Source organism: Streptosporangium sp. 'caverna' (genome assembly GCF_003203775.1).
GTDB classification, from domain to species: Bacteria; Actinomycetota; Actinomycetes; order Streptosporangiales; family Streptosporangiaceae; genus Streptosporangium; species Streptosporangium subroseum.
On record NZ_CP029711.1, the window covers coordinates 9,469,755 to 9,496,265 of the forward strand.

The 26,511-nt window shown below is 69.9% G+C and carries 28 protein-coding genes; 12 read left to right on the plus strand and 16 right to left on the minus strand.

Features of this window, described 5'->3' with window-relative positions:
- The first annotated feature begins 17 nt into the window (after positions 1 to 17).
- On the plus strand, positions 18 to 422 hold the full coding sequence (locus DKM19_RS40680; protein WP_110703502.1) for an NUDIX hydrolase: 405 nt from the start codon (positions 18 to 20) through the stop codon (positions 420 to 422).
- Here the strand turns inward: DKM19_RS40680 and DKM19_RS40685 are convergent.
- Positions 406 to 3,624, minus strand: a complete 3,219-nt coding sequence (locus DKM19_RS40685) for a hypothetical protein (RefSeq protein ID WP_162642130.1) — start codon at positions 3,622 to 3,624, stop codon at positions 406 to 408. The genes DKM19_RS40680 and DKM19_RS40685 overlap by 17 nt on opposite strands.
- Before the next feature lie 474 nt (positions 3,625 to 4,098).
- On the opposite strand from DKM19_RS40685, the gene DKM19_RS40690 reads away from it, so the two are divergent.
- On the plus strand, positions 4,099 to 4,773 hold the full coding sequence (locus DKM19_RS40690; protein WP_110703506.1) for a hypothetical protein: 675 nt from the start codon (positions 4,099 to 4,101) through the stop codon (positions 4,771 to 4,773).
- Entirely contained in the window at positions 4,773 to 5,396 is a 624-nt protein-coding gene (locus tag DKM19_RS40695) for a DUF6529 family protein (RefSeq protein ID WP_239513862.1), read from the plus strand. The genes DKM19_RS40690 and DKM19_RS40695 overlap by 1 nt, the downstream gene beginning before the upstream one ends.
- On the opposite strand, the gene DKM19_RS40700 is transcribed toward DKM19_RS40695, so the two are convergent.
- Positions 5,386 to 6,327: a CoA ester lyase gene (locus tag DKM19_RS40700; RefSeq protein WP_110703508.1), complete on the minus strand. Its 942-nt coding sequence runs from the start codon at positions 6,325 to 6,327 to the stop codon at positions 5,386 to 5,388. The two genes, DKM19_RS40695 and DKM19_RS40700, sit on opposite strands and share 11 nt — an antisense overlap.
- A 158-nt stretch (positions 6,328 to 6,485) precedes the next feature.
- On the opposite strand from DKM19_RS40700, the gene DKM19_RS40705 reads away from it, so the two are divergent.
- A complete protein-coding gene (locus DKM19_RS40705; protein ID WP_110703510.1) occupies positions 6,486 to 7,058 on the plus strand; it encodes a biotin transporter BioY in 573 nt (190 codons plus the stop codon).
- A 161-nt stretch (positions 7,059 to 7,219) separates the two neighbouring features.
- The gene (locus DKM19_RS40710) at positions 7,220 to 7,585 is read left to right on the plus strand and encodes a hypothetical protein (protein ID WP_110703512.1); all 366 of its coding nucleotides are present in this window, start codon (positions 7,220 to 7,222) and stop codon (positions 7,583 to 7,585) included.
- A 105-nt stretch (positions 7,586 to 7,690) separates the two neighbouring features.
- Here the strand turns inward: DKM19_RS40710 and DKM19_RS40715 are convergent, their stop codons facing one another.
- Positions 7,691 to 8,629, minus strand: coding sequence for a DMT family transporter (locus DKM19_RS40715; RefSeq protein ID WP_110703514.1), 939 nt, complete (start codon positions 8,627 to 8,629; stop codon positions 7,691 to 7,693).
- 100 nt (positions 8,630 to 8,729) lie between these two features.
- Between DKM19_RS40715 and DKM19_RS40720 the strand changes: the two genes are divergently transcribed.
- Both DKM19_RS40720 and DKM19_RS40725 read left to right on the plus strand, forming a co-directional pair.
- Positions 8,730 to 10,010 carry a magnesium transporter MgtE N-terminal domain-containing protein gene (locus tag DKM19_RS40720; RefSeq protein WP_239513863.1) on the plus strand — a complete coding sequence of 427 codons (1,281 nt, stop codon included), beginning with the start codon at positions 8,730 to 8,732 and terminating at the stop codon, positions 10,008 to 10,010.
- Positions 10,003 to 10,497, plus strand: a complete 495-nt coding sequence (locus DKM19_RS40725; protein ID WP_110703516.1) for a DUF1003 domain-containing protein — start codon at positions 10,003 to 10,005, stop codon at positions 10,495 to 10,497. The genes DKM19_RS40720 and DKM19_RS40725 overlap by 8 nt, the downstream gene beginning before the upstream one ends.
- 95 nt (positions 10,498 to 10,592) lie before the next feature.
- Here DKM19_RS40725 and DKM19_RS40730 read toward each other — a convergent pair whose 3' ends face one another.
- Positions 10,593 to 11,078 (minus strand): MarR family winged helix-turn-helix transcriptional regulator, encoded by a 486-nt coding sequence (locus tag DKM19_RS40730; RefSeq protein ID WP_110703518.1) that lies wholly within the window; start codon positions 11,076 to 11,078, stop codon positions 10,593 to 10,595.
- Between the two features lie 276 nt (positions 11,079 to 11,354).
- Between DKM19_RS40730 and DKM19_RS40735 the strand changes: the two genes are divergently transcribed.
- Positions 11,355 to 12,497 carry an Mrp/NBP35 family ATP-binding protein gene (locus DKM19_RS40735; protein WP_110703520.1) on the plus strand — a complete coding sequence of 381 codons (1,143 nt, stop codon included), beginning with the start codon at positions 11,355 to 11,357 and terminating at the stop codon, positions 12,495 to 12,497.
- Positions 12,498 to 12,737: 240 nt separating this feature from the next.
- Here the strand turns inward: DKM19_RS40735 and DKM19_RS40740 are convergent, their stop codons facing one another.
- The 5 genes from DKM19_RS40740 to sigE form a co-directional block, all read right to left on the minus strand.
- Positions 12,738 to 13,094: a sec-independent translocase gene (locus DKM19_RS40740; RefSeq protein WP_110703522.1), complete on the minus strand. Its 357-nt coding sequence runs from the start codon at positions 13,092 to 13,094 to the stop codon at positions 12,738 to 12,740.
- A gap of 147 nt (positions 13,095 to 13,241) precedes the next feature.
- The gene (locus DKM19_RS40745) at positions 13,242 to 14,861 is read right to left on the minus strand and encodes a S1C family serine protease (RefSeq protein ID WP_110703524.1); all 1,620 of its coding nucleotides are present in this window, start codon (positions 14,859 to 14,861) and stop codon (positions 13,242 to 13,244) included.
- A gap of 95 nt (positions 14,862 to 14,956) precedes the next feature.
- Positions 14,957 to 15,931: a sigma-E factor regulatory protein RseB domain-containing protein gene (locus DKM19_RS40750; RefSeq protein WP_162642131.1), complete on the minus strand. Its 975-nt coding sequence runs from the start codon at positions 15,929 to 15,931 to the stop codon at positions 14,957 to 14,959.
- A 35-nt stretch (positions 15,932 to 15,966) separates the two neighbouring features.
- Positions 15,967 to 16,497, minus strand: coding sequence for an anti-sigma factor (locus DKM19_RS40755; protein WP_089211845.1), 531 nt, complete (start codon positions 16,495 to 16,497; stop codon positions 15,967 to 15,969).
- Positions 16,498 to 16,549: 52 nt separating this feature from the next.
- Positions 16,550 to 17,182, minus strand: coding sequence for an RNA polymerase sigma factor SigE (gene sigE / locus DKM19_RS40760; RefSeq protein ID WP_110703528.1), 633 nt, complete (start codon positions 17,180 to 17,182; stop codon positions 16,550 to 16,552).
- A 171-nt stretch (positions 17,183 to 17,353) separates the two neighbouring features.
- Between sigE and DKM19_RS40765 the strand changes: the two genes are divergently transcribed.
- Complete coding sequence (locus DKM19_RS40765) at positions 17,354 to 18,004, plus strand: O-methyltransferase (protein ID WP_110703530.1); 651 nt, start codon at positions 17,354 to 17,356, stop codon at positions 18,002 to 18,004.
- Positions 18,005 to 18,097: 93 nt separating this feature from the next.
- Here the strand turns inward: DKM19_RS40765 and DKM19_RS40770 are convergent, their stop codons facing one another.
- Positions 18,098 to 19,588 (minus strand): leucyl aminopeptidase, encoded by a 1,491-nt coding sequence (locus DKM19_RS40770; RefSeq protein ID WP_110703532.1) that lies wholly within the window; start codon positions 19,586 to 19,588, stop codon positions 18,098 to 18,100.
- 188 nt (positions 19,589 to 19,776) lie between these two features.
- Positions 19,777 to 19,944 (minus strand): DUF3117 domain-containing protein, encoded by a 168-nt coding sequence (locus DKM19_RS40775; RefSeq protein ID WP_089211841.1) that lies wholly within the window; start codon positions 19,942 to 19,944, stop codon positions 19,777 to 19,779.
- A gap of 190 nt (positions 19,945 to 20,134) precedes the next feature.
- Here DKM19_RS40775 and DKM19_RS40780 point away from each other — a divergent pair, with 190 nt between their 5' ends.
- A complete protein-coding gene (locus DKM19_RS40780; protein WP_110703534.1) occupies positions 20,135 to 20,917 on the plus strand; it encodes a PaaX family transcriptional regulator C-terminal domain-containing protein in 783 nt (260 codons plus the stop codon).
- A gap of 159 nt (positions 20,918 to 21,076) precedes the next feature.
- On the plus strand, positions 21,077 to 21,859 hold the full coding sequence (locus tag DKM19_RS40785; RefSeq protein WP_110703536.1) for an enoyl-CoA hydratase-related protein: 783 nt from the start codon (positions 21,077 to 21,079) through the stop codon (positions 21,857 to 21,859).
- A gap of 161 nt (positions 21,860 to 22,020) precedes the next feature.
- Here the strand turns inward: DKM19_RS40785 and DKM19_RS40790 are convergent, their stop codons facing one another.
- Complete coding sequence (locus tag DKM19_RS40790) at positions 22,021 to 22,581, minus strand: DNA-3-methyladenine glycosylase I (RefSeq protein WP_239514521.1); 561 nt, start codon at positions 22,579 to 22,581, stop codon at positions 22,021 to 22,023.
- Positions 22,582 to 22,634: 53 nt separating this feature from the next.
- Positions 22,635 to 23,366 carry a hypothetical protein gene (locus DKM19_RS40795; protein WP_110703540.1) on the minus strand — a complete coding sequence of 244 codons (732 nt, stop codon included), beginning with the start codon at positions 23,364 to 23,366 and terminating at the stop codon, positions 22,635 to 22,637.
- A 41-nt stretch (positions 23,367 to 23,407) separates the two neighbouring features.
- Between DKM19_RS40795 and DKM19_RS40800 the strand changes: the two genes are divergently transcribed.
- The gene (locus tag DKM19_RS40800; RefSeq protein WP_162642133.1) at positions 23,408 to 23,707 is read left to right on the plus strand and encodes a hypothetical protein; all 300 of its coding nucleotides are present in this window, start codon (positions 23,408 to 23,410) and stop codon (positions 23,705 to 23,707) included.
- On the opposite strand, the gene DKM19_RS40805 is transcribed toward DKM19_RS40800, so the two are convergent.
- The 3 genes from DKM19_RS40805 to dapE all read right to left on the minus strand — a co-directional run bounded on the left by DKM19_RS40805 (position 23,684) and on the right by dapE (position 26,382).
- The gene (locus DKM19_RS40805; RefSeq protein WP_110703544.1) at positions 23,684 to 24,271 is read right to left on the minus strand and encodes a TIGR00730 family Rossman fold protein; all 588 of its coding nucleotides are present in this window, start codon (positions 24,269 to 24,271) and stop codon (positions 23,684 to 23,686) included. The two genes, DKM19_RS40800 and DKM19_RS40805, sit on opposite strands and share 24 nt — an antisense overlap.
- Before the next feature lie 9 nt (positions 24,272 to 24,280).
- Positions 24,281 to 25,075, minus strand: coding sequence for a TIGR00730 family Rossman fold protein (locus DKM19_RS40810; protein WP_110706341.1), 795 nt, complete (start codon positions 25,073 to 25,075; stop codon positions 24,281 to 24,283).
- A 245-nt stretch (positions 25,076 to 25,320) separates the two neighbouring features.
- On the minus strand, positions 25,321 to 26,382 hold the full coding sequence (gene dapE / locus DKM19_RS40815; RefSeq protein WP_110703546.1) for a succinyl-diaminopimelate desuccinylase: 1,062 nt from the start codon (positions 26,380 to 26,382) through the stop codon (positions 25,321 to 25,323).
- Between the last annotated feature and the right edge of the window lie 129 nt (positions 26,383 to 26,511).

Below are 26,511 nucleotides of genomic sequence, written 5' to 3' on the forward strand. Positions count from 1 at the left end.
GACGTAATCTTATTCACGTGCGCGTAAATTGTGTCGGGGCGATCATCGTCGACTCCGGGCGGATACTCCTCGTCCGCCGGGGCCATCCGCCCGGCGAGGGCCTCTGGTCCATCCCCGGCGGCCGGGTCGAACCCGGCGAGTCCGACATCGAGGCGGTGGCGCGCGAGGTTCTGGAGGAGACCGGGCTGAACATCGTCCCCGGCCGCCTGGCGGGCACCGTCGACCGCCCGGGACCCGGCGGCGTCGTCTACGAGATCCGCGACTACCTGGCCGCGCTCCCCGACGGATCCGACGGCACGCTCTCCGCCGGATCCGACGCCGCCGACGCCCGCTGGTTCACCCCCGACGAGCTCGTACGGCTCCCGCTCACCACCGGCCTCCTGGACGCCCTCGTCGAATGGGCGGTCATCGGGAGGAGGTGAGGGTCGAGCGCCACAGGGTGAGGTGGTCGGCGCTGTAGGTGGTGGAGCGGCCCAGGGCCACGACCTGACCGCCGGAGGAGACCGCCACCGCGCCGAGCCACTGGGAGCCGTCACCGTCCAGGCTGCCCTGGCTGGGGGCGTGACGCTGCCAGTTCAGCCCGTTCTCGGAGGTCCAGGCCACGCTGTCGCCCGCGCCCGGGACGCCGTGCCAGCCGACCGCCACCACACCCTCCGCCGTCGCCGCGAGGTCCTGGACGGCGGACGACCGGTCCGCGGGGAGCCAGGAGAACTCCCAGGTCGACCCGTTGTCCGCCGACACCGCGCCGAAGGCCCTGCGCCCCTCCTCGGTCAGGGCGGTGCCCGCGGCGACGATGTGCCCGCCGTACAGGACCACGTGCCGCAGCCCGGCCGACGTCGCGCCGGGGGGCAGGACCGGCTTCCTCGCCGTCCAGTTGACCCCGTCCGCCGACACCCAGACCACACCGGTCTCGCGCTCCGCCGTACCGGCGCCGCCGACGGCCACGTATCCGGACGAGGTCGCCGAGACGTCGTGCAGCCGCACGCCGATGCCGCCCGCCGGAAGCTTGGCCGCCCTGGTGTAGCGCTTGAGGTCGGGGGAGAACCACAGGACCGGGACGACGGTGGCGGGACCGCGGTCCTCTCCCGCCATGACGTAGCCGGACGGTCCGGCGGCCACCGCGTGCGGGGCGAGGAAGTCGTGGTCGGCGGCCGGGGCGAGGGAATCCAGGACCGGGACCCTGCGCCAGTTCTCGCCGTCCGTGGAGGTGACGAGCAGGGGTTCGGTGGAGGAGGCGTCGGTCATCGTGCTGCCCACGGCCAGCCAGCCCCGCCTGCCGTGCGCGACGTCGCCCAGCGTCTGCCGCAGCGGGCCTCCCAGGAGTTGCGCCGGGCCGCCGGCCTTCCAGCTCTCTCCGCTCGTGCTGGTCCAGATCCCGGCGTCGCCGGAGGCGGAGCCCACGGCGACGAACCTGCCGTCTCCCGCCGCCACCCTGGACGTCTCGCGGGCGGCCCTCGCCAGCCCCTCGATCCCGCTGAGGGAGACCGGTCTCGCCTCGCCGCCCTTGGGCGCGGTGATGAGGACCACGCGGTTGTCCACGTCGGCGGCGCGCTCGTCGCCGCCGATGACAAGCGTGCCGGCGTCGGACAGGGCCAGCGCCCGGAGCGAGCCCGGCACCTCGCCGAGGTCGGTGGTCTTGCTCCACTCGTGGCCGTCCGCGCTGCTGTAGACGGCGTAGCGCTCGAAGCCCGACTCGGCGACCGCGGCCACCCCCGCCGAGGAGGAGGTCAGGCCCTTGACGCCCGAGCCGTCGCGGGCCAGGCCGGTGATGGTGCCGCACCCCGCCCAGTCGACCCCGTCCGCCGAGCAGTAGACGCGGACCTCGCCCTTGTCGCTGCGCTGCTGGGTCGGGACGAGCACGAACCCGTCGGCGGCCACGGCCAGCGCGCCCGGCTCCGGGATGACGTCGTTCAGTGCCGCGCCGGTCCGCAGCCAGCTTCTGCCTCCGTCGGACGAGCGCAGGATGACCGAGGTGGACTGGCCCTGGGCCGGATCGGCCAGCGCGACCACGGCGTCGCCCTTGGCGACGACCGCCTTGATGCCCCGGACCTTGTCCGGCATGCCGATCGCCTGGGTCTCCACCCGCTCCCATTCACGGCCGTCGGGCGAGACCCAGGCGACGGCTCCGTTCGTGCCGTCGGGCAGCATGACGGTGCCCACCGCGACGAAGCCCGAGGAGGTCCTGGCCAGGTCCATGATCTTGTCTCCGACCCCGAAGGCGTCCAGCTTGGCGGGGTCGACCGCGTTCCAGCTGGAGCCGTCGGCGCTGGTCCACAGGCCGCGCCCGGCGCCGAGGATGTCGTTGCCCGCGGCCAGCCAGAGGCCGTCGCCGCCCGCCACCCGGCCCACCGTGGTCGGACCCGTCTCGTAACCCGCGGGCCCGGTCACCTTGCCCAGCCGCCACGTCGTGCCGCCGTCGGGCGAGACCAGGAACAGCGGCCTGGGGACCGGGCTGGTGGTGTCGCTGCCGACCGCGACCATGACGGAACCCACCGAGGCCACGGCGTTGAGCACCTGGTTGGAGCCGTCGCCGCCGATGCCCGCCCGCGGTACGAAGTTGGCGTCTCCCGAGCGCACCTCGTCGCCGACCAGCCGGAGGCCGGTGGCGAACGGGCTGCTCACCCAGCCCCACAGCACCAGGCCGCCGCCGACCGCGACGGTCACGACGAGGACCATGAGGAACGGTATGACCAGGCCCCGGCCGCGCCTGCGCCTGGTCGGGCTGGAACGGCGCACGGCGGAGGGCGCGGCGGCCGCACGGTGGTGGCGCCCGCCGTTCGGCCCCCGCCTGCTGGGCGAGCCCTGGGCGACCAGCAGATCGGGCCTGGCCGGCCTGCCGCCGGGAGGACGTCCCACGCGGCGGACCGGCTCGAAGTCGTCCTGATCCTGCTCGGACTCCGGTTCGGAGGTCCATTCGGGCTCCGGAACCGGGGTCCATTCGGTCGCCGGGCGCGGGATCGGTTCGGGAGCCGGTTCGGGAGTCGCCGTGATGTCCGGCTCCATCCTGATCCGGTCATCGGGTCCGCGCGGCGGGGACGGCGGGGGCGGCGGGGGCGGCGGGGGCTCAGCCCGCCGATGCTCCTCGCCGGACGGGCCCGAGGCCACCAGGAGGTCGGGTCTGTTCGCTCTCCCGGGGCTCCTGCGCTCGCGCGCCGGGCCCGAGGCGACAAGAAGGTCCGGGCGGTCCACCAGACGCGGACGTCCCTGTCCCTGTTCCTGCCCCTGGGGAGCATGGCGTCCGGGCTCGGGGGACCGTTCGTCCGCGGGCCGTTGATCATCCGCGGCGTGGTGGGAATCCGGGGGGAACCGCGGCGCCGCCGGCGGAGGAGCGGGGGCGTAGGGCTGGGTGTGGGGGCGGCGGCGCTCGCCGCCCAATCCCTCGGGACGCGCCTGCGGGGGTTCGCCGTCGTCCGGAGTCGGCGCGGCGAACGGAGGAAGCATCCAGGGGGAGGACAGGGGAAGCCCTCTGGTGCTGTCGTCGGAGGGGCCGGGGGGGAAGTGCTGGATCGTCGGCGGGGACGTGTGGGGCTCCTGTGACTCGCCTTCGTGTGTCGCGTCGTCGTAAACGTCGTCGTCGTCCGCCGGCCACTCTTGCGAGCGCGGGTCGTGGGGGCCCGAGGCCACGCTCAGCACCTCCTCGTAGGAAGCCCGTCTCAGTCCGGAGCCATCGCCCCGGATCGTTCCAGCCGTCTCCGCAGCGCTAAACCGCACCCCTTACGGAAGCGGCAAATCGCACGGCGACCCTACTCCTACCCCGTTCTGTTGAAACGATCACCTTTACCATCCGGGATCCATGGATTCTCCATGCGCGCCCCAAGATGTGCCATACATACTCCAGAGCAACACGTTCGGGCCGCGATGACGAGACCTCTCTAGTCATATTTATGGGCCATGAACCCGAATTTGTCGGCTATGCGCCCGATTTGTCACACTTTAGGCACATTGTTCTGAAATCATCGGTCGCCAAGAGGCCCTCCCCATCCCCCGTTACGGCAGGGATCTGGTTTTTCCCCTCTTGTATGGATTAGTTCACAGACCCCGCGCCCCCGCCTGGAGTACACCTGTGCTCAGGCAACCACCACTCTCAGGGAGCAGACAATGACACGGCTGGGGCCTGTCTACACGCTGGCGGCAGGAGCGGCGATAGTCGTCGCCCTCGGCACGTTCAGTGCCACCACCTCACCAACGACTCAGAACGTGAACGCGCAGGACGAAGTGGCCGCGCCGGCGGCCCCCGAGGTGATCGTGACCACCGCGGAGGCCACTCCGACCCCGGAGGTCACCAAGACCGCCAAGCCCACCCCCGTCAAGGCCGACTACGCCGGGCGGGTCCAGGGCAACGGCGGGCTGATCGCCATCTCCATCCGGAACGGCAAGGCGGTCGGCTACTTCTGCGACGGCAAGATCGAGGCCTGGCTCAAGGGCAAGGCCGCCGACGGCAAGGTCACCCTGTCCGGGCCGCACAACGCCTCGCTCATCGCCCAGATCGGCGCCGGCAGGGCCGGAGGAGACCTCGAGTTCGGCGGCAAGGAGTGGAGCTTCAAGGCCCCCACCGTGAAGAAGCCCTCCGGGCTCTACCGGGCGAGCGCGATCGTCCGCGGCGCGAAGGTCCGCGCCGGCTGGATCTACCTGGACGACGGCAGCCGGGTCGGCCTGACCCTCGTCGACGACAAGCCCGCCGACGTGGCGATCCCGGAGCCCGGCCAGAACGCGACCGTCAACGGCGTCGAGGTCGACCCCCAGGACGTCGACGAGTTCATCGGAGGACTGTGATGGACGACAACACCCAGGACAGCACGCAGGCCATGAGGGTGCCGGGGCAGAATTACGTGACGGACAGCACCCAGGCCATCCAGGTGCCGGACCAGAAGCAGAACCTCGCCCCGCTCCTCCTGCCGCTCGTGATCGGCGGGCTGGTCGCGGTCGGCCTGGGCCTCTACGGGCGCGTCCACACGCCCACCGGTTACGCGATCGGCCCGGCCGGGTTCTCCGGAGCCCTGGCCATGAAGGCCTGGTTCACCACCGGCGCGTTTGTGCTGGCGCTGGTCCAGATCTTCTCCGCCCTGGTGATGTGGGGCCGGATCAAGCTGGACGTGCCGTGGATCGGCACCCTGCACCGCTGGTCGGGCCGGGTGGCGTTCCTGCTGACGCTCCCGGTGGCGTTCCACTGCCTGTACGCGCTGGGCACCCAGTTCGACGTGCCGCGAGTGATGATCCACTCGCTGCTGGGCTGCTTCTTCTACGGTGTGTTCACCGCGAAGATGCTGGCGCTTCCCAAGCGGGGACTGCCCGGCTGGACCCTTCCCGTCCTCGGCGGGCTGACGTTCACCGCGCTGACCGGGCTCTGGTTGACCTCGTCGCTCTGGTTCTTCACGACGATCGGAATCAAGTTGTAGGCGGTGTGAAGGTGCCGGTCCGTCCCAGGCCCGCCGCCCTGCCCTTGGCGGCCACCACCAGGGCCATCTTCCGGGACGCCTCATCGATCATCTCGTCGCCGAGCATGACCGCGCCGCGCCTCTCGACCGTCGTGTAGTAGTCGTACGCGTCGAGAATCAGCTCGGCGTGGTCATAGTCCTCCTGGGACGGCGAGAACACCTCGTTGGCCGCATCGACCTGGGAGGGGTGAAGCACCCACTTGCCGTCGAACCCGAGCGCCGCGGCCCGCCCGGCCACCCGCCGGTAGCCGTCCAGATCCTTGATCGCGAGGTACGGGCCGTCGATGGCCTGCAGGTCGTGCATGCGCGCGGCCATCAGGATGCGCATCAGGATGTAGTGGTAGGCGTCGCCCTCGGTGTAGCCCGGCGGCTGCTCGCCGACCACCAGGGTCCGCATGTTGATCGAGGCCATGAAGTCGGCGGGGCCGAAGACCAGCGTCTCCAGGCGCTTGGACGAGCCGCCGATGGCGTCCACGTTGACCAGGCCCCTGGCGCTCTCGATCTGGGCCTCGATGCCGATGCGGCCGACCTCCAGCCCGTTCGCCTTCTCGATCTGGGTGAGCAGCGTGTCGAGCCAGACCACCTGGGTCGGATCCTCCACCTTGGGCAGCATCAGGCAGTCGAGAAACTCTCCCGCGCCCTCCACGACCTCGATGACGTCCCGGTAGGTCCACTGGGTGCCCAGGTCGTTGACCCGCACGACCCTGGTCTTGCCCGACCAGTCGCCCTCGCGCAGGGCGGCCACGATGTTCTTGCGCGCACCCTCCTTGGCGAGCGGCGCGACGGAGTCCTCCAGGTCGAGGAAGATCTCGTCGGCACCGATCCCCTGGGCCTTCTCCAGGAAGCGGGGGTTGCTGCCGGGCACCGCGAGACACGAACGTCGGGAGCGCATGGACACACGCTAGCGGCCGGTCGGGCGCCGATGGCAGCCCGGGGCCGCCTATGGCGTCCATACAAAGACGGCGGCCCGTTCTTGGCGGCGATCGCGTAGGGCTCTCGCCGGAGATGTCAGAACAATGGACATCAAGCATCGGCTAAGGGAGACACAAGATGGCAAACGCTTCTTCGGTAGCCGGCAGGCCCGCCGTACTGTCCGATCTCATCCCGGGTTCCCGCGTCCGCGACATCGCGCTCGTGGTCGGCGGCGCGGGCCTGACCGGTCTGGCCGCGCAGCTCACCTTCCCCATGTGGCCCGTTCCGTTCACCGGTCAGACCTTCGCGGTGGTGCTGGTCAGCGCGGCCCTCGGGATGAACCGTGCGGTGCTGAGCATGGCGCTCTACATGCTTGTCGGCATCGCGGGCGTCCCATGGTTCGCGGAGGGCGCCTCGGGCTTCGGCGGTGCCACCTTCGGTTACATCATCGGCTTCATCGCCGCGGCCGCCCTCGTCGGCAAGCTCGCCGAACGCGGCGGCGACCGCACCGTCCTGCGCACGGCCGGCACGATGATCCTCGGCAACCTGGTCATCTACGCCTTCGGCCTGCCGGTCCTCATCGCCGTCACCGGCATGGACCTGGGCGCCGCGCTGGCCGCGGGCGTGACTCCCTTCCTCATCGGCGACGCGCTCAAGATCGCGGTTGCGGCCGGCCTGCTCCCGGCGGCGTGGAAGCTCTCCCGCCGTTGATCGGCCGATCCACCGCCCGTCGGGGCTCCGGGAGCCTTCCCGTTCCCGTCTCCTCCCCTGTCTGACGGCCCGGGCATCCTCGGAAGCTCGGAAGAACGTAGTGATGCGGCGATACGGCCTGCCCACCCTGGATCGGGAGGCGCAGGCCGTACATTCGTCTTATGGGTGTGATCGAAGAGGGTGCCAAGAAGTCGAGCGTCCTTTGGCTCTCACTGGACCGGCCCCGGCTGGCCTGGCACACGTGGCACGACGGCGCGATCTACCTGGTCACCGGCGGCGGCGAGCAGTCACTGCCGGGGCTGGCCGAAACGGACCAGGTCCAGGTGACGCTGCGCAGCAAGGACAACGGGGGGCAGCTGGTGGCCTTCGACGCCTCCGTCGAGGTGGTGAACCAGGCCGAGGCCGCCGAGGCGGTGGCCGCGCTCGCCAAGGAGCGGCTCAACGCCGTCGACGGCGCGAGGCTGGCGGAGCGCTGGGCCACCCGCTCCCAGGTGGTACGGCTCACACCCCGCGAACCGGCTTCCTGACCTCGGGGCTCACGCTCCCCGACGCCGGGAACGGCTCTCACGCCACGCGAGGCGGCTTCCCCGCCGAGCGGGGGCTCGCACCGCCACGACCTTCTCCGGTACGGCTCACGCCACGCCGACCGGCTCCCTGACCTCGAGCGCGGGCAGGCTCGCCGTCGCCCGCTGGGCCAGGTAGGCGCCGAACAGGACGATGAGGCCGCCCACGATCTGGAAGGGCCCGAGGGCCTCGCCCACCAGGACCCAGGCGATCACCGCTCCGGCGACGACCTCGACCGAGGCGACCGTCGAGCCGATGGCGGCCGACAGGCGGCGGACCGCGGTGACTCCGAGGATGTAGGCGGCGACCGTGGCGATCACGATCATCCAGATCACGGCCGCCAGCGCGGGCAGCAGGTAGCCGCCCTCCGGCGCCACGGTCCGGGTGAACGCCTCCCAGGGGATGTTCCACGGCTGGGAGATCGGCAGGAGCACCAGGGCCGAGCCCAGCAGGCCCCAGCCGATCAGGCCGAGCGGATCGACGTCGTCGCCGAAGCCGTCGCTGAGCAGGAAGTATCCGGCGCAGCACACCGCGGCGCAGCAGGCGAGCAGCAGGCCCACCGGGTCAAGGCTCAGCCCCGACCAGATCTCCACCACGATGCCGAGCCCGATCACCGCGACCACGGCGCCGATGAAGGCCGCGCGCGGCAGCCGTACCCGCCGGACGAAACGCACCCAGAGCACGACCAGTACCGGCGAGGTGTATTCGATCAGCAGGGTGACGCCCACGGGCAGCCGGGTGATCGCCGCGAAGAACAGCGCCTGCACCCCGGCCACCGCGATCACCGCGTAGGCCGCGAAGAACAGCAGCCGCGAGCGCGGGATGCGCAGGGCCCGAGGCTTGACGAACGCGAGGACGCCGACGAGCAGCAGCCCGGCCCCGGCCATCCGGACCCAGACGGACTCCAGCGGGGCCAGCCCCGCGGCGCCCAGATATTTGGCCATGGGCCCGGAAAAGGCGAAGAACCCGGCTGACGCGAAGGCGATCGGCAGTCCAGCACGTCTCATAGCCACCATCCACGTAATTACCGTTAAATGCATTTGATGCTGTCATGTCGCGATATACACGGGCAAGGGGACGTCCGAAATGTGAGCGTGGGAGCGTGGCTTGGCCCGGAGCATCGGGCACGCGGCCTACGCTTCGGATGTGCAGATCTTCATTGCCCGCCTCGCCGGCACCCCGGTCTTCGACCCGGCCGGTGACCAGATCGGCCGTGTGCGCGACGTCGTGGTGTCCATCGCCGGCACCACGTCACCGCGCGTGCACGGCCTGGTCGTCGAGGTGCAGCCCCGGCGGCGGGTCTTCCTGCCGATCACCCGGGTGCGGTCGATCGAGGCCGGGTCGGTCGTCTTCAGCGGCCGGATCAACATGCGCCGGTTCGAGCAGCGGACGACGGAGACCCTGGCCATCGGCGAGATGCTCGACCTCAGTGTGGAGATCGGCGGCAAGCCGATGACGGTCCTGGACCTCGCCATGGAGGAGACCAAGCGCGCCGAGTGGCTGATCACCAAGGTGGCGCTGGTCAAGGGCACCTCCGGCCTGGGACTGCGGCGGCGCGGCACGCCCAGGATCGTGGACTGGGCCGAGGTCCGCGGCTTCGGCGCCGTGCAGCAGGACCAGGGCGCCGCGAACCTGCTGGTCACCTTCGAGGCGATGCGCGCCGCCGACCTGGCCGGCGCCCTGCACGCGCTGCCGGACAAACGGCGGGCCGAGGTGGCCGCGGCCCTCGACGACGTACGGCTCGCCGACGTGCTCGAGGAGCTCCCCGAGCGCGACCAGATCGGCATCCTGAGCTGGCTCGCCCCCGAGCGGGCCGCGGACGTGCTGGAGGAGATGGACCCCGACGACGCGGCCGACCTGCTGCAGGACCTCCCCGCCGAGCAGGCCGAGGCGCTGATGGCGCTGATGGAGCCCGAGGAGGCCGCGCCGATCCGGCGGCTGCTGATCTACCCCGAGAACACCGCGGGCGGCATGATGACCAACGAACCCGTGGTGCTCCCCCCGAACTCCACGGTCGCCGAGGCGCTGGCCCACATCCGCCAGCGGGGCATCACCCCCGCGGTGGCCGCGCAGGTCTACGTGGCCCGGCCGCCCGTCGAGACGCCCACCGGCCGCTTCCTCGGCCTGGCCCACTTCCAGCGGATGCTGCGCGAACCCCCCTCCACCCTGCTCGGCAGCATCCTGGACACCTCCCTCGACCCGATCAGGCCCGAGTTCACCCTGAACCAGGTGACCTTCTACCTGGCCACCTACAACCTGGTGGCGGTGCCCGTGGTGGACGAGGTCGGCCGCCTGGTCGGCGCCGTGACCGTGGACGACGTGCTCGACCACCTGCTCCCCGAGGACTGGCGAGAGCAGGACGACGTGTCGGGAGCCGAACGTGGCTGACCGGCTCGATCAGCCCAGGCAGCCGGGACTGCGCCTGCGCCCGCACTACGACCCGGAGACCTTCGGGCGGCTCTCGGAGCGGATCGCCCGCTTCCTCGGCACCGCCAGGTTCCTGGTCTACATGACCGTCTTCGTCGCCGTCTGGGTCCTGTGGAACATCTTCGCCCCGGCGCCCTGGCGCTTCGACTCCTACCCGTTCATCTTCCTCACGCTGATGCTGTCGCTCCAGGCGTCCTACGCCGCGCCGCTGATCCTGCTCGCCCAGAACCGGCAGGACGACCGGGACAGGATCCAGGGTGAGTACGACCGCGGGGCCGCCGAACGGAACCAGGCCGACGTCGAGTATCTGACCCGGGAGATCGCCGCGCTGCGCATGGCGCTCGGCGAGGTGGCCACCCGCGACTACATCCGCTCGGAGCTGCAGCGCCTGCAGGAGGAGCTCCAGGGGCAGGGTCAGACGACCCCCGGGCCCAGGGAGCTTCGCTGACCTCGGCCCGCGTCTCCCGATCGATGATCAGCAGGAGTCCCGGCCGGTGCGGTCGGGCCAGGTCCGCCCCAGCGGCACCCCGGTCCGGTCGGTGATCAGCAGGAGTCCTGGCCGGTGCAGGGGTCGGGAAAGAGCTTGTTCAGCATGGCCGCGCACTGGCGCAGCTCGTCGCCGTCGAGCACGTCCAGGAACTGGGCGCGGATACCGCGCAGGTAGGTGGGGGCGGCCTCGGCCAGCCGCGCGGTGCCACCGTCGGTGAGAACCGCGTACAGGCCCCGCGCGTCGCTGGTGCAGGCCTCCCGCTCGACCAGGCCGTCACGCTGGAGACGGTCGATGAGGCGGGTCAGGCCGCTGCGCGACAGGAGCACCCGGTCGGCCAGGTCGTTCATCCTCAGTCGCCGGCCCGGCGACTCCGACAGCTGCAGAAGCACGTCGTAGGAGGCGAGGGCCAGGTCGTGCTCGACCAGCAGATCGGCCTCCAGCGCCCGGGTGATGCGGACCTGGGCTCGCTGAAGCATGCGCCAGACCTCCAGCTCCTCCGAGCTGATGGCCTCTCTTGACTCGCCTGCTGTGATGGTCACGGAGTAACCTTAGAACGTTGTACGCGCATCTACACAGTGAATTGTCCGGATTTGACAGTCACAGCCGGATCCGGAATTCCTGCCAGCGCCCCTGGGTTGACATCAGTTGACACCAAGGGGACATGACATTTCTCCGCTCCTCCGGGAGCGGCTTCTCGTCAAGCAAATGGGCGTCACGACGGACAAGCCCTGCCCGTAGACCGTCTGAACGACAAAAGACAAGGAGGGACGGCATCCCCCGTCGCCTCAGGGTGGCGGTGCATTGCCGACACTTCGATGGCACCTACCCCGGAACTGGTGATGGCCGCTCTCGCGACCGTCAACGACCCTGAGATCCGTCGGCCGATCACCGAACTCGACATGGTCAAGAGCGTCGACATCTCCCCCGAGGGGGCGGTGCGCGTCGCGATCTTCCTTACGGTGTCGGGCTGCCCCATGAAGGACACCATCACCCGCGACATCACCGGCGCGGTCTCCAAGGTCGGCGGCGTCACCGGCGTCTCGGTGGAGATGGACGTCATGAGTCAGGAGCAGCGTAAGACGCTCCAGACGAAGCTGCGCGGCAACAAGGGACCCGAGAAGGAGATCCCCTTCTCCCAGCCCGGCTCGCTGACCCGCGTCTTCGCGGTGGCGTCCGGCAAGGGCGGTGTCGGCAAGTCGTCCGTCACCGTCAACCTGGCCGCCGCGATGGCCATGAGCGGGCTCAAGGTCGGCGTCGTCGACGCCGACATCTACGGCCACAGCATCCCTCGCATGCTCGGCGTCTCCGAACGCCCCATCAAGGTCGAGGACATGATCATGCCGCCGGTGGCGCATGACATCAAGGTCATCTCGGTCGGCATGTTCAAGCCGGAGGGCAACACCCCGGTCGTGTGGCGCGGTCCGATGCTGGACCGGGCCCTGCACCAGTTCCTCGCCGACGTCTACTGGGGCGACCTCGACGTCCTGCTGATGGACCTGCCTCCCGGCACCGGCGACATCGCGATCTCCGTGGCACAGCGCATGCCGTCGGCGGAACTCCTCGTGGTGACCACCCCGCAGCAGGCCGCCGCCGAGGTGGCCGAGCGCGCGGGGTCGATCGCCGTGCAGACCCACCAGCAGATCGCCGGTGTCATCGAGAACATGTCATGGCTGCCCTGCCCGCACTGTGACGAGCGGATCTCGGTCTTCGGCGAGGGTGGCGGCCAGACCGTGGCCGACGCGCTCACCCGCACCCTCGGCGCCCGCGTGCCGCTGCTCGGCCAGGTGCCGATCGACATGCGACTGCGCGAAGGAGGCGACGAGGGCAAGCCGCTCGTCATCACCGACCCGGACACCCCGGCAGCGCTCGAACTGAGCCGTATCGCCGCCGGTCTCAGCAAGAAGTCGGGCAGCCTCAAGGGCCTCCAGCTCGGCATCTCCCCCACCAGGGGCCGCTAGGCCACCCGTCCCGTTCAGCAGCACAGGAAACGACGCGGGCGCCCCCTTTCGAAAAGAGGGCGCCCGCGTCGTTTCTCATATGGGGCCGTACGGGGCGCGCAGGGCATGCACAGAGCGCCGCAGAGTACATAAAGGACAAAAGGTACGAATGGGTTCCTACGAGCCCGTACGGGCTCGTACGGGGCTCGGCGTCAGGTCACACCTGGGCGGACGGGATTTCGGGCGGGCGTCTCTCCCGGCCTACGTCGCCTCCGAGTCGTACGGGGGGATCTGCCCGTAGTCCAGCCCATCGGCCGCGTCGGCGTGGGCGGGCACGGGGGCCGGCGTCGCGGTGGAGGTGGCGTTCCAGTCGTCCTCAAGGTCACCGAGCAGGTGCTTGCGGACGAAGTTCTTCGGGTTGAGGTCCGCCGGGTCGAAGTTGGAGAACTCCGGGCCCAGGCCCGCCTGTAGATCGTCCCGCGCGTTGTTGGCCATCCGGCGCAGGTTGCGCAGCGTCTTGCCCGCCTGGGAGGCGGCCTGTGGCAGTTTCTCCGGGCCGAAGACAAGCAGGGCGATGACCACCAGCGCCACGATCTCAAGCCAACCGAGTCCGAACACGGTGATCTCCTACCGGGACAATGCCAGGGGCGTCTTCTCCGGGACATACACCAGAGAACTTTCAGACTAATACCCGCAAGCCTAAGCATGCGCCCCCGTGCGGCCCACACCGGAGGGCTCCGGTGTGGGCCGCACGGGCGACGTCACTCAAGAAGGCTGCGGTGTGGGCTCGACGGGCGCGGCACCGACGGTCACGGTGGCCGTCTTCTCCTGGCCTCCGCGCTGGTACTTGACCGTCAGCTTCTCTCCCGGCGCCTTGTTCCGGATCAGCGCGATCAGTTCGTTGCCGTCCTGCAGCACGACGCCGTCGATCTCCAGGATGACGTCGCCGGGCTTGAGACCCGCCTGGGCGGCGGGGCCGTTCGGCTCGATCGGCTGGATGCCCTGCTTGGACTCGGACGCGATCTTCACGCCGGAGCCCTCGAAGGTCGAGTCGATGGTGACGCCGATCCGTGACTTCTTGGCCGAACCGGTGGCGATCAGCTCCTGGGCGACCCGGCGCGCGTGGTTCACCGGGATGGCGAATCCGAGCCCGATGCTGCCGCTCTGGCCGCCGACCGACCTGCCGAGGGTGGCGATCGCCGAGTTGACGCCGATGACCTCGCCGTTGGTGTTGACCAGCGGCCCCCCGGAGTTACCCGGGTTGATGGCCGCGTCGGTCTGGACGGCGCTGAGCCACGTGGTGTCGGAGCTGTTCTCCTCGCCCGCCTGGACGGGGCGGTTGAGCGAGCTGACGATGCCGGAGGTGACGGTGCCGGTCAGGCCGAGCGGGGATCCGATGGCGATGACCGGGTCGCCCACGACCACGTTGTCGGAGTTGCCGAGGGTGATCTCCGGGGCGCCGAAGGTCTCCTCGGGCTTGACCACGGCCAGGTCGGACTCGGGGTCGACGCCGACGACCCTGCCGGGGGTGGACTTGCGGTTGTTGAACTGGATCTGGATCTGGCTCTGGCCGCCCGCCGCGGCCCCGGCGACCACGTGGTTGTTTGTCACCACGTAGCCCCCCTTGATCAGGAAGCCGGAGCCGGTGGCCGCGCTGGTCCCGCCCTCGACGGTCAGGGAGACCACGCTGGGCAGAACCTTCGCGGCCACACCCGCGATCGACTCGGGAGGCCGGACGTTGGAGCCGCTCGGCGCCTTTCCCAGATCGAAGGAGGGATCGTGGCTCGAACTCGCCGGGCGGGTGAGGAAGTAGGTCCCGAAGCTCCCCAGCGTCGAGGCCAGGAGTGCGATCACCAGGGCGAGAACGACCATCGTGCCCGTGCGCGGCCCGCGACGGGCGGGAGACGCGGCGCCTCCGAAGCCTCCGGGACCGCCGGCGCCGGGAGGCGGCGCCCAGCCCGGGCCCATGCCGAACGCCTGTGACGGCGGGGGCGGAGGGACGCCGGGGGAAGTGAAGATCGTCGTTTCCTGCCGGGCCCTGCCGGACGGATCGCCCCAGCCGTCCTCGGCGGGATAGGCGCCCTGGCCGGTCTGTCCGCCATCACCGAACAGGGAGCCCCGGTCGTCATACCGGAGCTGCTCGGTGTAGCCCTGCTGTCCTGAATGCTGTCCGGGCTGCTGATTCCGCTGACCGTAGCCCGGCGGGCCGCCCAGCTGGCTCCAGCCGTCGTCTCGGGGCGGTTCACCGTGAAAAGGCGCCTCGCCCGCGGGCAGGAACTCCGGGCGGGAGAACTCCGGGGCCGCGCCTCTGTCGTCGGTGAAGTCCGACGGCGTACGCCCCTCAGCACCACCATGCGCCTTGTGGGTACCAGCGTCGTCGGTCATCGAATACTCACTACTCCTTGCCTCGTATGAGGCCGCTCACCGAGTCAACCCGGCAATCTTCCCCTGAGCGGCATACGAGAGATGTAAAGCGCGCTTTATCCGAAGGGATTGACCCAGGACAGCAGACGGCTCGCACCTCGGCCGAGCCGTGTCCAGAGATCGGGCACGGGCTCGTGAGGCAACGCTGCGACGGCGGCGTCGACCATGTCGGCCGGAGCGTCCGCGAAGACGGTGTAGACATGACCCCCACTCGCCCAAATCGTCTCCTGCCCAGCTGAGTCCCGGATCCAGATCGTATGCCCACTGCGCTGCTCCGCATGCCACCCCTGGAGACGTTCCTCGTCAAGCACACCAGACTGGATGAAAACCGATACAACGGACAATCCATCCGAATATCCCAGATATAAGTACCCAGGAGAAGTGTTGTGCGCGGCGAACAGCTCAAGGCGGCCGGGCAGGGCACGGGGGAAATGCCAGCCTCCGGCGAAAAGCCGGGGAACCTCGGTCAGGGAGAAACCGCCGGTGGTCATCACCGGAACGGCGCCTTTTCTCGCCGGGTCGAGGGTCAGATCGACGAAGGCGCCGGCGTGGACGACCTTGCCGTGGCCGTCGAGGAGCTCGCGGCGGAGCACCAGCCCCCCGGCCTCGTCGAGCCAGTAGCGGGCGGCGACCGTACCGTCCTGGCGCAGGACGTTCGCGAGGCGGGCCGGGCGGCCGCAGGCGCGGCCCCTGCCCGCGGCCACGACCCGGTAGTTTCTGGCCAGGACCTCCAGCATGAACTCGGAGGGGCTGGTCATGCCGCCCGCGGGGGTGCCGGGATCCGCCGTCTGGACGGGGTCCGACGGGCGGGAGTGCATCATCAGCCCGCGCCCCGGAACATTCCGGACCTCAAGCACCGAGGAGACGGCGCCTGAGCGGCCCCAGGTGGTGACGTACTGCGTCCCGGAGTATCCACGGGTCCGGCCCGCGATCGCCGCCTCACGGAGCAGGTGGAGGCCGGTGTCCTCGCTTTCGGCCTCGTCCGGCGGGGCGGCGTGCGCCGGAGTGCCCACCACCAGTCCCAGCAGCATGACTGCCGCCAGAAACACGGTGACGGGCAGCCGGATCACGGAGTGGGCGAGAGGGTCGGCTGCGCCGACCCGCCGAAGGGCGCGGTGTTTCCGTGCTGGTTGGCGAACATGTCGATCGGCGGCACGACGCGCGGGTTGGGATTGGCCCCGCCTACGACGAACAGCGTGCCGATCGCCACGGCCGCGGAGGCGACGCCCACCGCGACGTAACCGGCCCTTCTCGAACGGCGGGGGCCTCCGGCACGGCCGCGAGGCCGGTTGTCCGGGGGCGCGACGCTGTGCATGCTCGGGATCGGGGCCCCGGCGAAGGTCCGCGGGGCCGGAAAGGGCCGCTCACGAGGCGGTATCGGCCCCCCAGGCTCGGACATCCGCAGCAGCGACATGGTCAGGTCCGCCGGCATGGCGGGCCCGTCGAGGGACCTCAGCCGGCTCTTCAGCGCCCGTACGGCGTCGACCTCGGCCCGGCAGTCCGCGCAGAAGGTCAGATGGGACAGGGCACGGTCGCGCTCGTGATGATTCAGCTCACCGTCGACCAGTGCGGAAACACGCTCTCCAAGGTGACTCATGTTCACTCCTTGCCAAGTGGCTTGTCGTGACATTCGTCATGACTGTGGTTTCTCATGCGAACTCCTCCCCGTGAGTGACGTTCGGGGGGAGCCGGTCGTTGCGCGGCGCGCGGTGATCCAGCGCCTCGCGCAACTGTGCCCGGCCGCGATGGATGCGGCTGCGGACCGTGCCGAGCTTCACACCCAGCGTGGCCGCGATCTCCTCGTAGGACAGTCCCTCGATGTCGCACAGAACGACGGCAGCGCGGAACTCGGGCGCGAGCGCGTCGAGTGCCGCCTGGATGTCGGGCTCCAGGTGCGTGTCGTCATACACCTGAGCGGGGGACGGCTCTCGCCCGCGCAGCCGTTCGGCGGCGTCGTCGGCGAGTCCCTCGAACCTGATGCGCTGCTTGCGCCGGGCGGTGTCGAGGAACAGGTTGGTGGTGATGCGATGCAGCCAGCCCTCGAAAGTGCCTGGCGTGTAGTTCGACAAAGATCTGAAAACCCGGACGAAGACTTCCTGAGTGAGATCCTCGGCATCGTGCACGTTGCCGGTCAGCCGATAGGCCAGCCGATATACGCGCGCAGAATGCGTCCGGACCACCTCTTCCCACGTGGGGGGTGTCCAGTCAGACACGGGAGCATCGGCCTGGTGGTCGGACTCCTCCACCAGCACTCCTCTCTCCGGGACCACCGCTATCGCCATAGTGCCTGGTTTCGTCCCTTCGTGCGCACTCACTACCTTCAGGACCGGCAAAGGCCGCTTAAACCGTGCAACGCACCGGGCGCGACATGAGTTCCCGATCGGGCCTGCCTCCCTTAGGCTGCGACCCAGTGCCTATATGACTGTGTACGGAGAAAGCGGGAGGAGAGGCCGATGGCTGAGGCGCCGACAAGTCCGTTGGAGGCCACTCTGGCCTATGCGGAGGAGTTCCACACGGAAGACGAGGTCCTGCAGGCCGCGCGGCAGCACGGTGTGCAGGTGGGGGCGCGCCCGATCCTGCCCGGAGGCGGCGCCGCCCTCTGCTTCCTCGCCACCGCCATCAACGCCCGTGCCGTCGTCGAGATCGGCACCGGCTGCGGGGTGTCCGGTCTGTGGCTGCTCCGCGGCATGCGCCAGGATGGCACGCTCACCAGCGTGGACGTGGAGCCCGAGCACCAACGCCTGGCCCGGCAGAGTTTCGCTCAGGCCGGTTTCTCCGGCGGCCGGATCCGGTTGATCACCGGCCGTGCCCTCGACGTGCTCCCCCGCCTGTCCGACGGGGGCTACGACCTGGTCTTCTGTGACGGCGCCATGCAGGAGTACGCCGACTATCTCGCGGAGTCCGTCCGGCTGCTGCGTGTCGGCGGCATCGTCGTCTTCGACAACGCCCTGTGGCACAACAGGGTCGCCGACCCGGCCCAGCGCGACCCGGACACCGTCGCCGTGAGGGAGCTGGGCAAGCTGTTCCGTTCGGACGAACGGCTCCGCCCCCTGATGATCCCCCTCGGCGACGGCATCCTGGCCGCCATCAAGCTCTCGGACTAGCGCTCTCGAAGCCTCACCGCGGGAAGCCCGGGCCGCGGAACGCGGACCGTGAACCACATCCCACGGGCCGCGTTCCGCGGCCCGTGGGGGTTTTCACCGTGCGGACAGCCATTCGAGCAGCAGGCGCACGCCGTACCCGGTGGCGCCCTTGCTGAGGAAGCCCTCGTCGGCACCGCTGCGGCCGACGCCCGCGATGTCCAGGTGCGCCCACGGCCGCTTGCCGGTGAACTCACGCAGGAACAGCGCCGCGGTGATGGAGCCCGCGCCGTAGGTCGATCCGATCTCGATGTTGGACAGGTCGGCCACGCTGGAGTCGAGACCCGGGACGTAGTCGTCGATCAGCGGCATCCGCCAGAGCCGCTCACCGCTGCTCTCGCCCGCGTCGATCAGCTCGGCGGCCAGATCGTCGTCCGAGGCGAAGATCGCGCCGAGGCCCTGGCCCAGGGCGATGCCGATCGCTCCGGTCAGCGTGGCGATGTCGATCATGAGATCGGGGTCCAGCTCCGCGTCGGCGTAGGCCAGCGCGTCGGCCATCACCAGGCGGCCCTCGGCGTCGGTGTTGAGCACCTCGACGGTCCGCCCGCCGTACTGCGTGATCACGTCTGAGGGGCGCTGGGCCGTGCCGGAGAAGGAGTTCTCGGCGGCGGCGATGAGACCGGTGACCCGGACCCGCACACCGAGGGAGGCCAGCGCGCCCAGGACCGCGATGACAACCGCGCCGCCGGCCATGTCGGTCTTCATGAACTTCATGCCCGCGGTCGGCTTGAGCGACAGGCCGCCGGAGTCGTAGGTGATGCCCTTGCCGACCAGGACCACGTGCTCGGTCGCGCCCTCCGGCTCGTAGGAGAGCTGGATCAGCCTCGGCGGGCTCACCGAGCCCTGGCCGACGGCGACGATGCCGCCGAACCCGCCGGACCGCAGCTCCTCCTCGTCCCACACCCGCGCGGTGACGCCCTGTTCCAGGGCGCGCTCGGCGAGCCAGGCGGGGTTCTTCACCGAGGAGGGCGTGTTGGCCAGGTCCCTGGCGAGCGCGACGGCCTCGGCGATCAGCTTGCCCTTGGCCACCTCCGCCTCGGTTCCCTCGCCGACGAACTCGATCATCGCCACCGAGGTGGACTTCTTCTCGCCCATCCGGAAGGCGTAGGTGGCCAGCAGCGCGCCCTCCACGAACGCGGCCACCGGCCCCTCGGGCAGCACGATCCTGATCGTGTCCTTGCCCTTGCCGCGCCGGGCCACCGCCGCACCGGCCTTGCGCAGGTCCGCGGCCGAGCCGTCCCCGACCCCGTAGAGCAGCACCCGGCCCACGGCGTCGCCGTTGGCGACGGGAACCTCGATGATCTCTCCGGCCTCGCCCTTGGCCTGGTAATGGTCCAGCAGAGCGGCCGAGGGCACCGGCAGCTCGATGGCGGGGGCGGCGTCCGCCGCGAAGGGGACCGCGAGCAGCTCCGCGTCCTTCGCGATCGAGGTCTCCGTGACCTCTCCGCTCGACGAGGGGGCCGGATCGCCGCCCTCCGCAGGGGTAGCGGCGGACAGTCCGTGTCCGTAGATCGTGTGAGGTAGTAGCTGGTAGGGCGAGAGGGGCATGGGTTAACTCCAGTCATCGGCTCATGGGCCGGGGAAACGCCGCGGCCCTGGCGCGAGCCACCGTGAGGCAGTCCGACGGCCAGGGCCGTGTTGATCATCGGTTGCGGTCGCGCGGGTCGTCGCAGGCGTCATGCTCCCCGAGCAAGCTCAAATAGGACCCGGCTTCACCGCTTGTTCTCAGATCGGGATCAGCCGACGATCTTCTTCAGTTCCTCACCAAGGGCATTGGCCTCGTCTGCCGAGAGCTCGACGACAAGGCGGCCGCCACCCTCCAGAGGAACCCGCATGACGATCCCCCTGCCTTCTTTGACGACCTCCAGCGGACCATCACCGGTCCTCGGCTTCATAGCCGCCATGCGTGTATCCCTTCCTGCATCGGTCTCCGGATCTCCGACTGACCCGAGGGTGGCCGACGCATTCACGTCTTCTGTGATGTCCTATTATCCCGCCTCCGCGCGGAGAATGGGAACGATCAGTCTCAGCATCGGCTGATCCGGCAATCAAGACCGTTGTCCGGGACCCCTTCCGGCGACCAAACTTGTCATCGTGAACGCCCGCGCCGCTCTGTTCGATCTGTACGGGGACCACTTGCGGTCCCGAGGCGGCCGCGCGTCCGTGGCCGCCCTCGTCCGTCTGCTCGCACCGTTGGGTATCGCCGCCCCCGCCGTACGCACCGCCGTCTCGCGGATGGTGCGGCAGGGCTGGCTGGTCCCGGCCCGACTGTCCCAGGGGCCCGGCTACGAGGCCACCTCCAAATGCGTGCGCCGCCTCGACGAGGCGGCGCTGAGAATTTACCGAGTTGGGACGATCACCTGGACCGGCCGGTGGCACATGCTCGTGGTGGAACCTGTGCGCGAGCGGTCCAGGCGGGAGCGGCTCAGAGCCGACCTGTCTTTTCTCGGGTACGCCCCGCTCTCGGAGACGACGTGGATCGGCCCGCGCCCGTCCGCCGAGCTCGACCCGATCCTCAACGGCGAGAGCATCCGCGCCGACCGGTTCGAGGCGGTGCTCGACGGCGATCCCCGGACACTCGTGGCCAGGACCTGGGATCTGGAGGGCATCGGGTCGGCCTACGAGGAGTGGCTGGTCCAGGCGACGAACCTGGTCGGCGGGCTGCCCCAGGACGCCGCCGCCGCCCAGGTGTTCGCCACCCGGAGCAGGTTGCTGCACGGCTGGCGCAACTTCCTGTTCCGCGATCCCGGGCTCCCCGCCGAGCTTTTGCCGCCGGGCTGGCCGGGGGAGAAGGCCAGGCTCTACTTCGAGCGGGAGGCCACCCGTCTGCTCCCCGCCGCCGCCGCGTTCGTCGACCGCAACCTGACCGAACCGTAGTCGCGCCGAAACCCCAGGAACCCAGGAAAACCCGAAAAACTGGGCAGATCAGAGACCAGGAAACCCAGCAGCGACCAGGCAACCGGGAGGGCGGGCAGCCAGGCAACCTGCCGACCACAGCCGCAACCGTAGAAGCCACAACCGCAGAAGGAGCCTCCGTTGGACGACGTTCTCTACTCGGTCGACGACGCCGTCGCCACCGTCACCCTCAACCGGCCCGAGGCGATGAACTCGCTGACCACGCAGGCCAAGGCCGATCTGCTGGAGGCGCTGACCACGGCCTCCCAGGCCTACGCCGTACGGGCGGTGCTGCTGACCGGATCGGGGCGGGCGTTCTGCGCCGGCCAGGACCTGAACGAGCACGCGGCCAACCTGGAGGCGGGCCGCGGTCTGAACGACACCGTACGCGCGCACTACAACCCGATCGTCCGCACGATCACCGAGATGGGCAAGCCGGTCGTCGCGGCGGTGAACGGCGTCGCCGCGGGCGCGGGCGCCGCCCTGGCCTTCGCCTGCGACCTTCGGGTCGCGTCGGAGAAGGCCAAGTTCGCGATGGCCTTCGGCTCCATCGGGCTGGCCCCCGACTCCGGCTCGTCCTGGACCCTCCAGCGCCTCGTCGGCCTGGCGCGCGCGAGCGAGCTCCTGCTGCTCGGCGAGCCCCTCGACGCGATGCGCGCGCTGGAGCTCGGGATCGTCTCCAGGGTCGTCCCCGCCGACGAGCTGGGCGCCGCGGCACGCGAGCTGGCCGTACGGCTGGCACGGGGCCCGACAGGCGCCTACGCGGCGACCAAGCGGGCCCTGAACCACGCCGCGAGCAGCTCCCTGGCCGACGCCCTGGCCCTGGAGGCGGACCTCCAGGACGCCTGCGCCAAGACCGACGACCATCTGAACGCCACTCGCGCCTTCCTCAGCAAGGAGCGCCCCGTCTTCGAAGGTCACTGACAGCCGTCATCGACGCGCGCGAAGGCGGCCAGGTCGCCCGCGCGCGTGAAAGCGGGACCCGGTCACCCACGCGTGCGGAAGCGGGGCTCTACCGCGAAGCCGTTGGCCGCCGTCATGCCCCGGTCACCCACGCGTGCGGAAGCGGGGCTGGAAAGGCGGGGCTAGAGGGCCTCGCGCGTCCAGCAGTCCGCCAGGTGATCGTTGACCAGGCCGATGGCCTGCATCAGCGAGTAGACGGTGATCGGGCCGACAAAACGGAAGCCGTGGGACTTGAGCTCCTTGGCGAGCGCCTTGGAGGCCGAGGTCTGCGCGGGCATGTCCGCGAGGGTCTTGGGCGCGGGAGAGCTCGGATCCGCGTAGCGCCAGACGAGATCGGACAGCTCGACGTCGAGGGCCGCCCTCGCGTTGGCCACCGCGGCCTCGATCTTGGCGCGGTTGCGGATGATGCCGGCGTCGCCGAGCAGGCGGTCCACGTCGGCCTGGCCGAACGCGGCGACGGCCGGGATGGAGAAGCCCGCGAAGGCCGCCCGGAAGTTCTCCCGCTTGCGCAGGATCGTGATCCACGAGAGACCCGACTGGAAGGCCTCCAGGGTGAGCCGCTCGAACACCCGGTCGTCGCCCGTGACCGGACGGCCCCACTCCTCGTCGTGGTAGGCGATGTAGTCGGGCGCGGTGGTCGGCCAGCAGCGGACCCGCTCAGAAAGGATCGGCGCGGAAAGGATCGGCGCGGAAAGAATCGGCGCGGGCGAGATCGACGGGGAAACGGCCGGTTCGCTCACCGCGACTCCTCCTTTCCGAGGCGCTCGCCTGCCGTCCATGCGCCGAAGGAGCCCGCCGGCGCCTCGGACGGCGATTCCGGCGCCTCGGACTCGGACGCGTACGGCGACTCGGCCGAGGAAGGCGAATCAGGCGAGGACCCGGACCGCGACTCGGTTGAGGAAGACGGCTCAGGCGAGGACCCGTACGGCGACCCGGTCGAAGAAAGCGACTCGGACTCCGACCACGACTCGGACGCGGACCGCGACTCGGGCGAGGAGGACGGCTCAGGCAAGGACCCGTACGACGACTCGGGTGAGGAAGACGACTCGTACCGCGACCCGGGCGGTTCGGGAAGCTCCTTCAGCTCGGCAAGCTCCTTGGGCTCCTCGGGCTCGTGCTCGGTGCGCGGGCCGTTCAGGGGGCTCGCGTGGACCTCCTGACGGGCCTGGAGCCTGCTGGAGAGCAGCTCCGACACCCGCTGCTCCAGCACGGCGATCCTGGTGTCACGCTCGCTCAGGGCGTTCGCGACCCGGTTCAGCGTCTCGTCCACACTCTGCGTGTGATAGCCGACGATGCTTACCGGGAGCTGAAGCGCCATGAAGTCTACGGCGCTGAGCTGCCCGGCGGCGGGCAGGTCAAGCGGCGGCACGTCCGGGGCGAACTCGCTCAGCTCACCTCCCCGGCCCATGGCGACCACCGTGACACCGGCGATGACGGTTACGGCAGCGAGAACGAGTACGACCAGCACATACGAATCGTGCCACAACTCCTCTGATCTAGGATCGTGTCATGGCTGCTGCCGTGATACTCGGACCCGACGACCACCACGAATCCGGCTGGGTCGAGGCCCGTTCGATCGCCGAAATCGAGGAATTCGTCCGCGCCGGGCGCACCGTCGCCGTCACGCCCGCCGCACTGGCCGGAGACGACGACGAGGCCGCGGAGCTCACCGCGGCCTCGATCTGCGCCTGGGCGGGCGCGCGCGTCTTCCGGACCAACCGCCCCGGCCGGGTACGGCTCGCGGTCGAGATGACCGACTCCCTGGCGGGGCGGCGTCCGCCCGCGTTAACCCGCCGTGGCCTCGCCTAGCTCCTCGGGACTCGGCGTCAGGTGCCCGGCCGTCTTCTCCAGAAGCTGGAACGCCTCCTCGACCGTGGTGGTCCAGGAAATGGCGTCGAAGACGTTCGGGCGGGTGAACCCCGCCTCGTGCATCCCCTCGACCAGTTCCTTCAGCGGCGTGTAGAGGCCCCACGGGTCCAGCAGCACCAGCGGCTTGTCGTGCAGGCCGAGCGTCCGGGTGGTCCAGATCTCGAACAGTTCCTCCAGCGTCCCGATGCCGCCCGGCAGGACCAGGAAGGCATCGGAGCGGGCGTCCATGATGCCCTTGCGCTCGCGCATGTCGGTGGTCACCACCAGCTCGTCGGAGTCGTGGTCCGCGACCTCGATGTCCACGAGAGCCTGCGGGATCACTCCCACGGTACGGGCGCCGCCGGCGCGGGCGGCCCGGGCCACCGCGCCCATGCACGAGACCTTCGCACCGCCGCTGACCAGGCTGTGCCCACGCCTGGCGAGCTCGGTGCCCACTTCCTCAGCCAGCGCCAGATACTTCTGATCGATCTTCTGACTTGATGCCAGGAATACGCATATAAACACTCTTAGACCCTATTGGGCGTCGCCAACGGTGTTCAGTGCCGCCCTCTCCTCATCCCCGAGCCGCTCCCCCCGGTTCTGGTCGGCCTTGGTGATGATCCGGACGGCCTCGTCCACGTCGTCGGTGACCTGGATGAGGTCCACGTCCGCCGGGGAGATCTTTCCGGTCCCCACGAGGGTCGACTTGATCCAGTCGAGCAGCCCGCCCCAGAACTCCGTTCCCATCAGCACGACGGGGAAGGAGGTGACCTTGCGCGTCTGGACCAGGGTCAGCGCCTCGAACAGCTCGTCCATCGTGCCGAACCCGCCCGGCAGCGTGACGAAGCCGCAGGAGTACTTCACGAACATGGTCTTGCGGACGAAGAAGTAGCGGAACTCGACGCCCAGGTCCACGTACTCGTTCATGCTCTGCTCGAAGGGGAGTTCGATGCCCAGGCCGACGGAGACGCCGCCCGCCTCCCTGGCGCCCTTGTTGGCCGCCTCCATGCAGCCGGGCCCGCCGCCGGTGATCACGGCGTAGCCGGCCCTGGACAGTTTCTGGCCGAGCTCGACGCCCATCTCGTACTCCGGCGAGCCGGGAGGGGTCCGCGCGGACCCGAAGACGGTCACCGCCTCGGGCAGTTCCGCGAGCTGGCCGAAGCCCTCCACGAACTCCGACTGGATGCGCATCACCCGCCACGGGTCCATGTGCAACCAGTCCGCCGGCCCTCTTTTGTCGAGAAGCCGCTGGTCATGGGTCGAATCGGAGACGAGGTCGCCGCGGACCACGGCGCCTCCCTGACGGCGCTCCGGACGTGTTTTCTTCATGCGGGTCACCGTAGCGCCGTCTTCGGAAAAATCTTGAAAAATCTCCCCGAAAAGACGGAACCGGATTTCGAGGAGGGCGCGTCTAATTGCCGAGGGTGCTGCTCGGGACTGAAAGTGGCTTTCCCCGCCAAATGGCCGGCGAGGAAAGCCACTTTCATTTGTGCCCGGCCCCCGGAGCGGGGATCCGCAGGTCAGAACCCGCGCTCCGAGCCTCTCCCCTGCGGGCCGCCGAGATCGCGAACCCGTCAGGCGAGCCAGTCGAGCATTCCGCGCTCGCAGTCGGCGATCTTTTCGAGCGACACGAACTCTCCTTGCTGATGTGCCAGATTCGGGTCGCCCGGACCGTAGTTAACCGCGGGAACGCCGAGGCTCGAGAAGAGCGAGACGTCGGTCCAGCCCAGTTTGGCCCTCGGCTCGCCCCCGACGGCGTCCACGAAGGCCGCCGCCACCGGGTGGTTGAGGCCGGGCCGCGCGGCGGGGGCGCCGTCGGTGAAGCGGACTTCGAAGCCCCTGAACACCTCGCTCACGTGCGCCCGCGCGTCCTCCAGCGACAGGTCGGGGGCGAAGCGGTAGTTCACGGTCACCACGCACTCGTCGGGGATCACGTTGCCCGCGACGCCCCCGGTGATCGCCACCGCGTTCAGGCCCTCGTGATATTCCAGCCCGTCCACGATCGGGAGCCTGGCCTCGTAGGCGTTGAGGACCTCGAGCACGGGCTGTGCGGCGTGGACGGCGTTGACCCCGAACCAGGATCTGGCGCTGTGCGCGCGCTTGCCCCGGGTGATGATCTGGGCCCGGAGCGTGCCCTGGCAGCCGCCCTCGATCATGCCGTCGGTGGGCTCCATGAGCACCGCGAAATCCCCGGCGAGCCAGTCGGGATGGCTGCGGCTGAGCCGGAGCAGGCCGTTGCGCTCGGCCTCGATCTCCTCGCAGTCGTAGAAGACGTAGGTCACGTCCCGGCTGGGCGCCTGGAGCGCGGCGGCCAGCTTCAGCGCGACCGCGACGCCGGCCTTCATGTCCGAGGTGCCGCAGCCGTACAGCCGGTCGCCCTCGACCCGGCTGGGCAGATTGCCGGCGAGCGGGACGGTGTCGAGGTGCCCCGCGATCACCACCCGCTCTCCCCGGCCGAGGTCGGTGCGGGCCACGATCGAATCTCCGTCGCGGTCCACGGTCAGATGCGGAAGCGTTCTGAGCGCCTCCTCGACCGCATCGGCCAGTTCTTTCTCGTGACCACTCACCGATTCGACGTCCACGATCAGCGCGGTGAGCGCCCCGACGTCCTGCGTGAGATCCAGACGCGTACTCATGCTCGCGACCCTATCTGTGCCCGCGGCCTCGCCGGGAGCGGCGTCATCCGCGCCGGGCGGGCCTCGCCGGGAGCCGTGTCGCGCGTCGGCGTCCGTGCCCGCCGATCTCACCCGGAGCCGTGTCGAGGC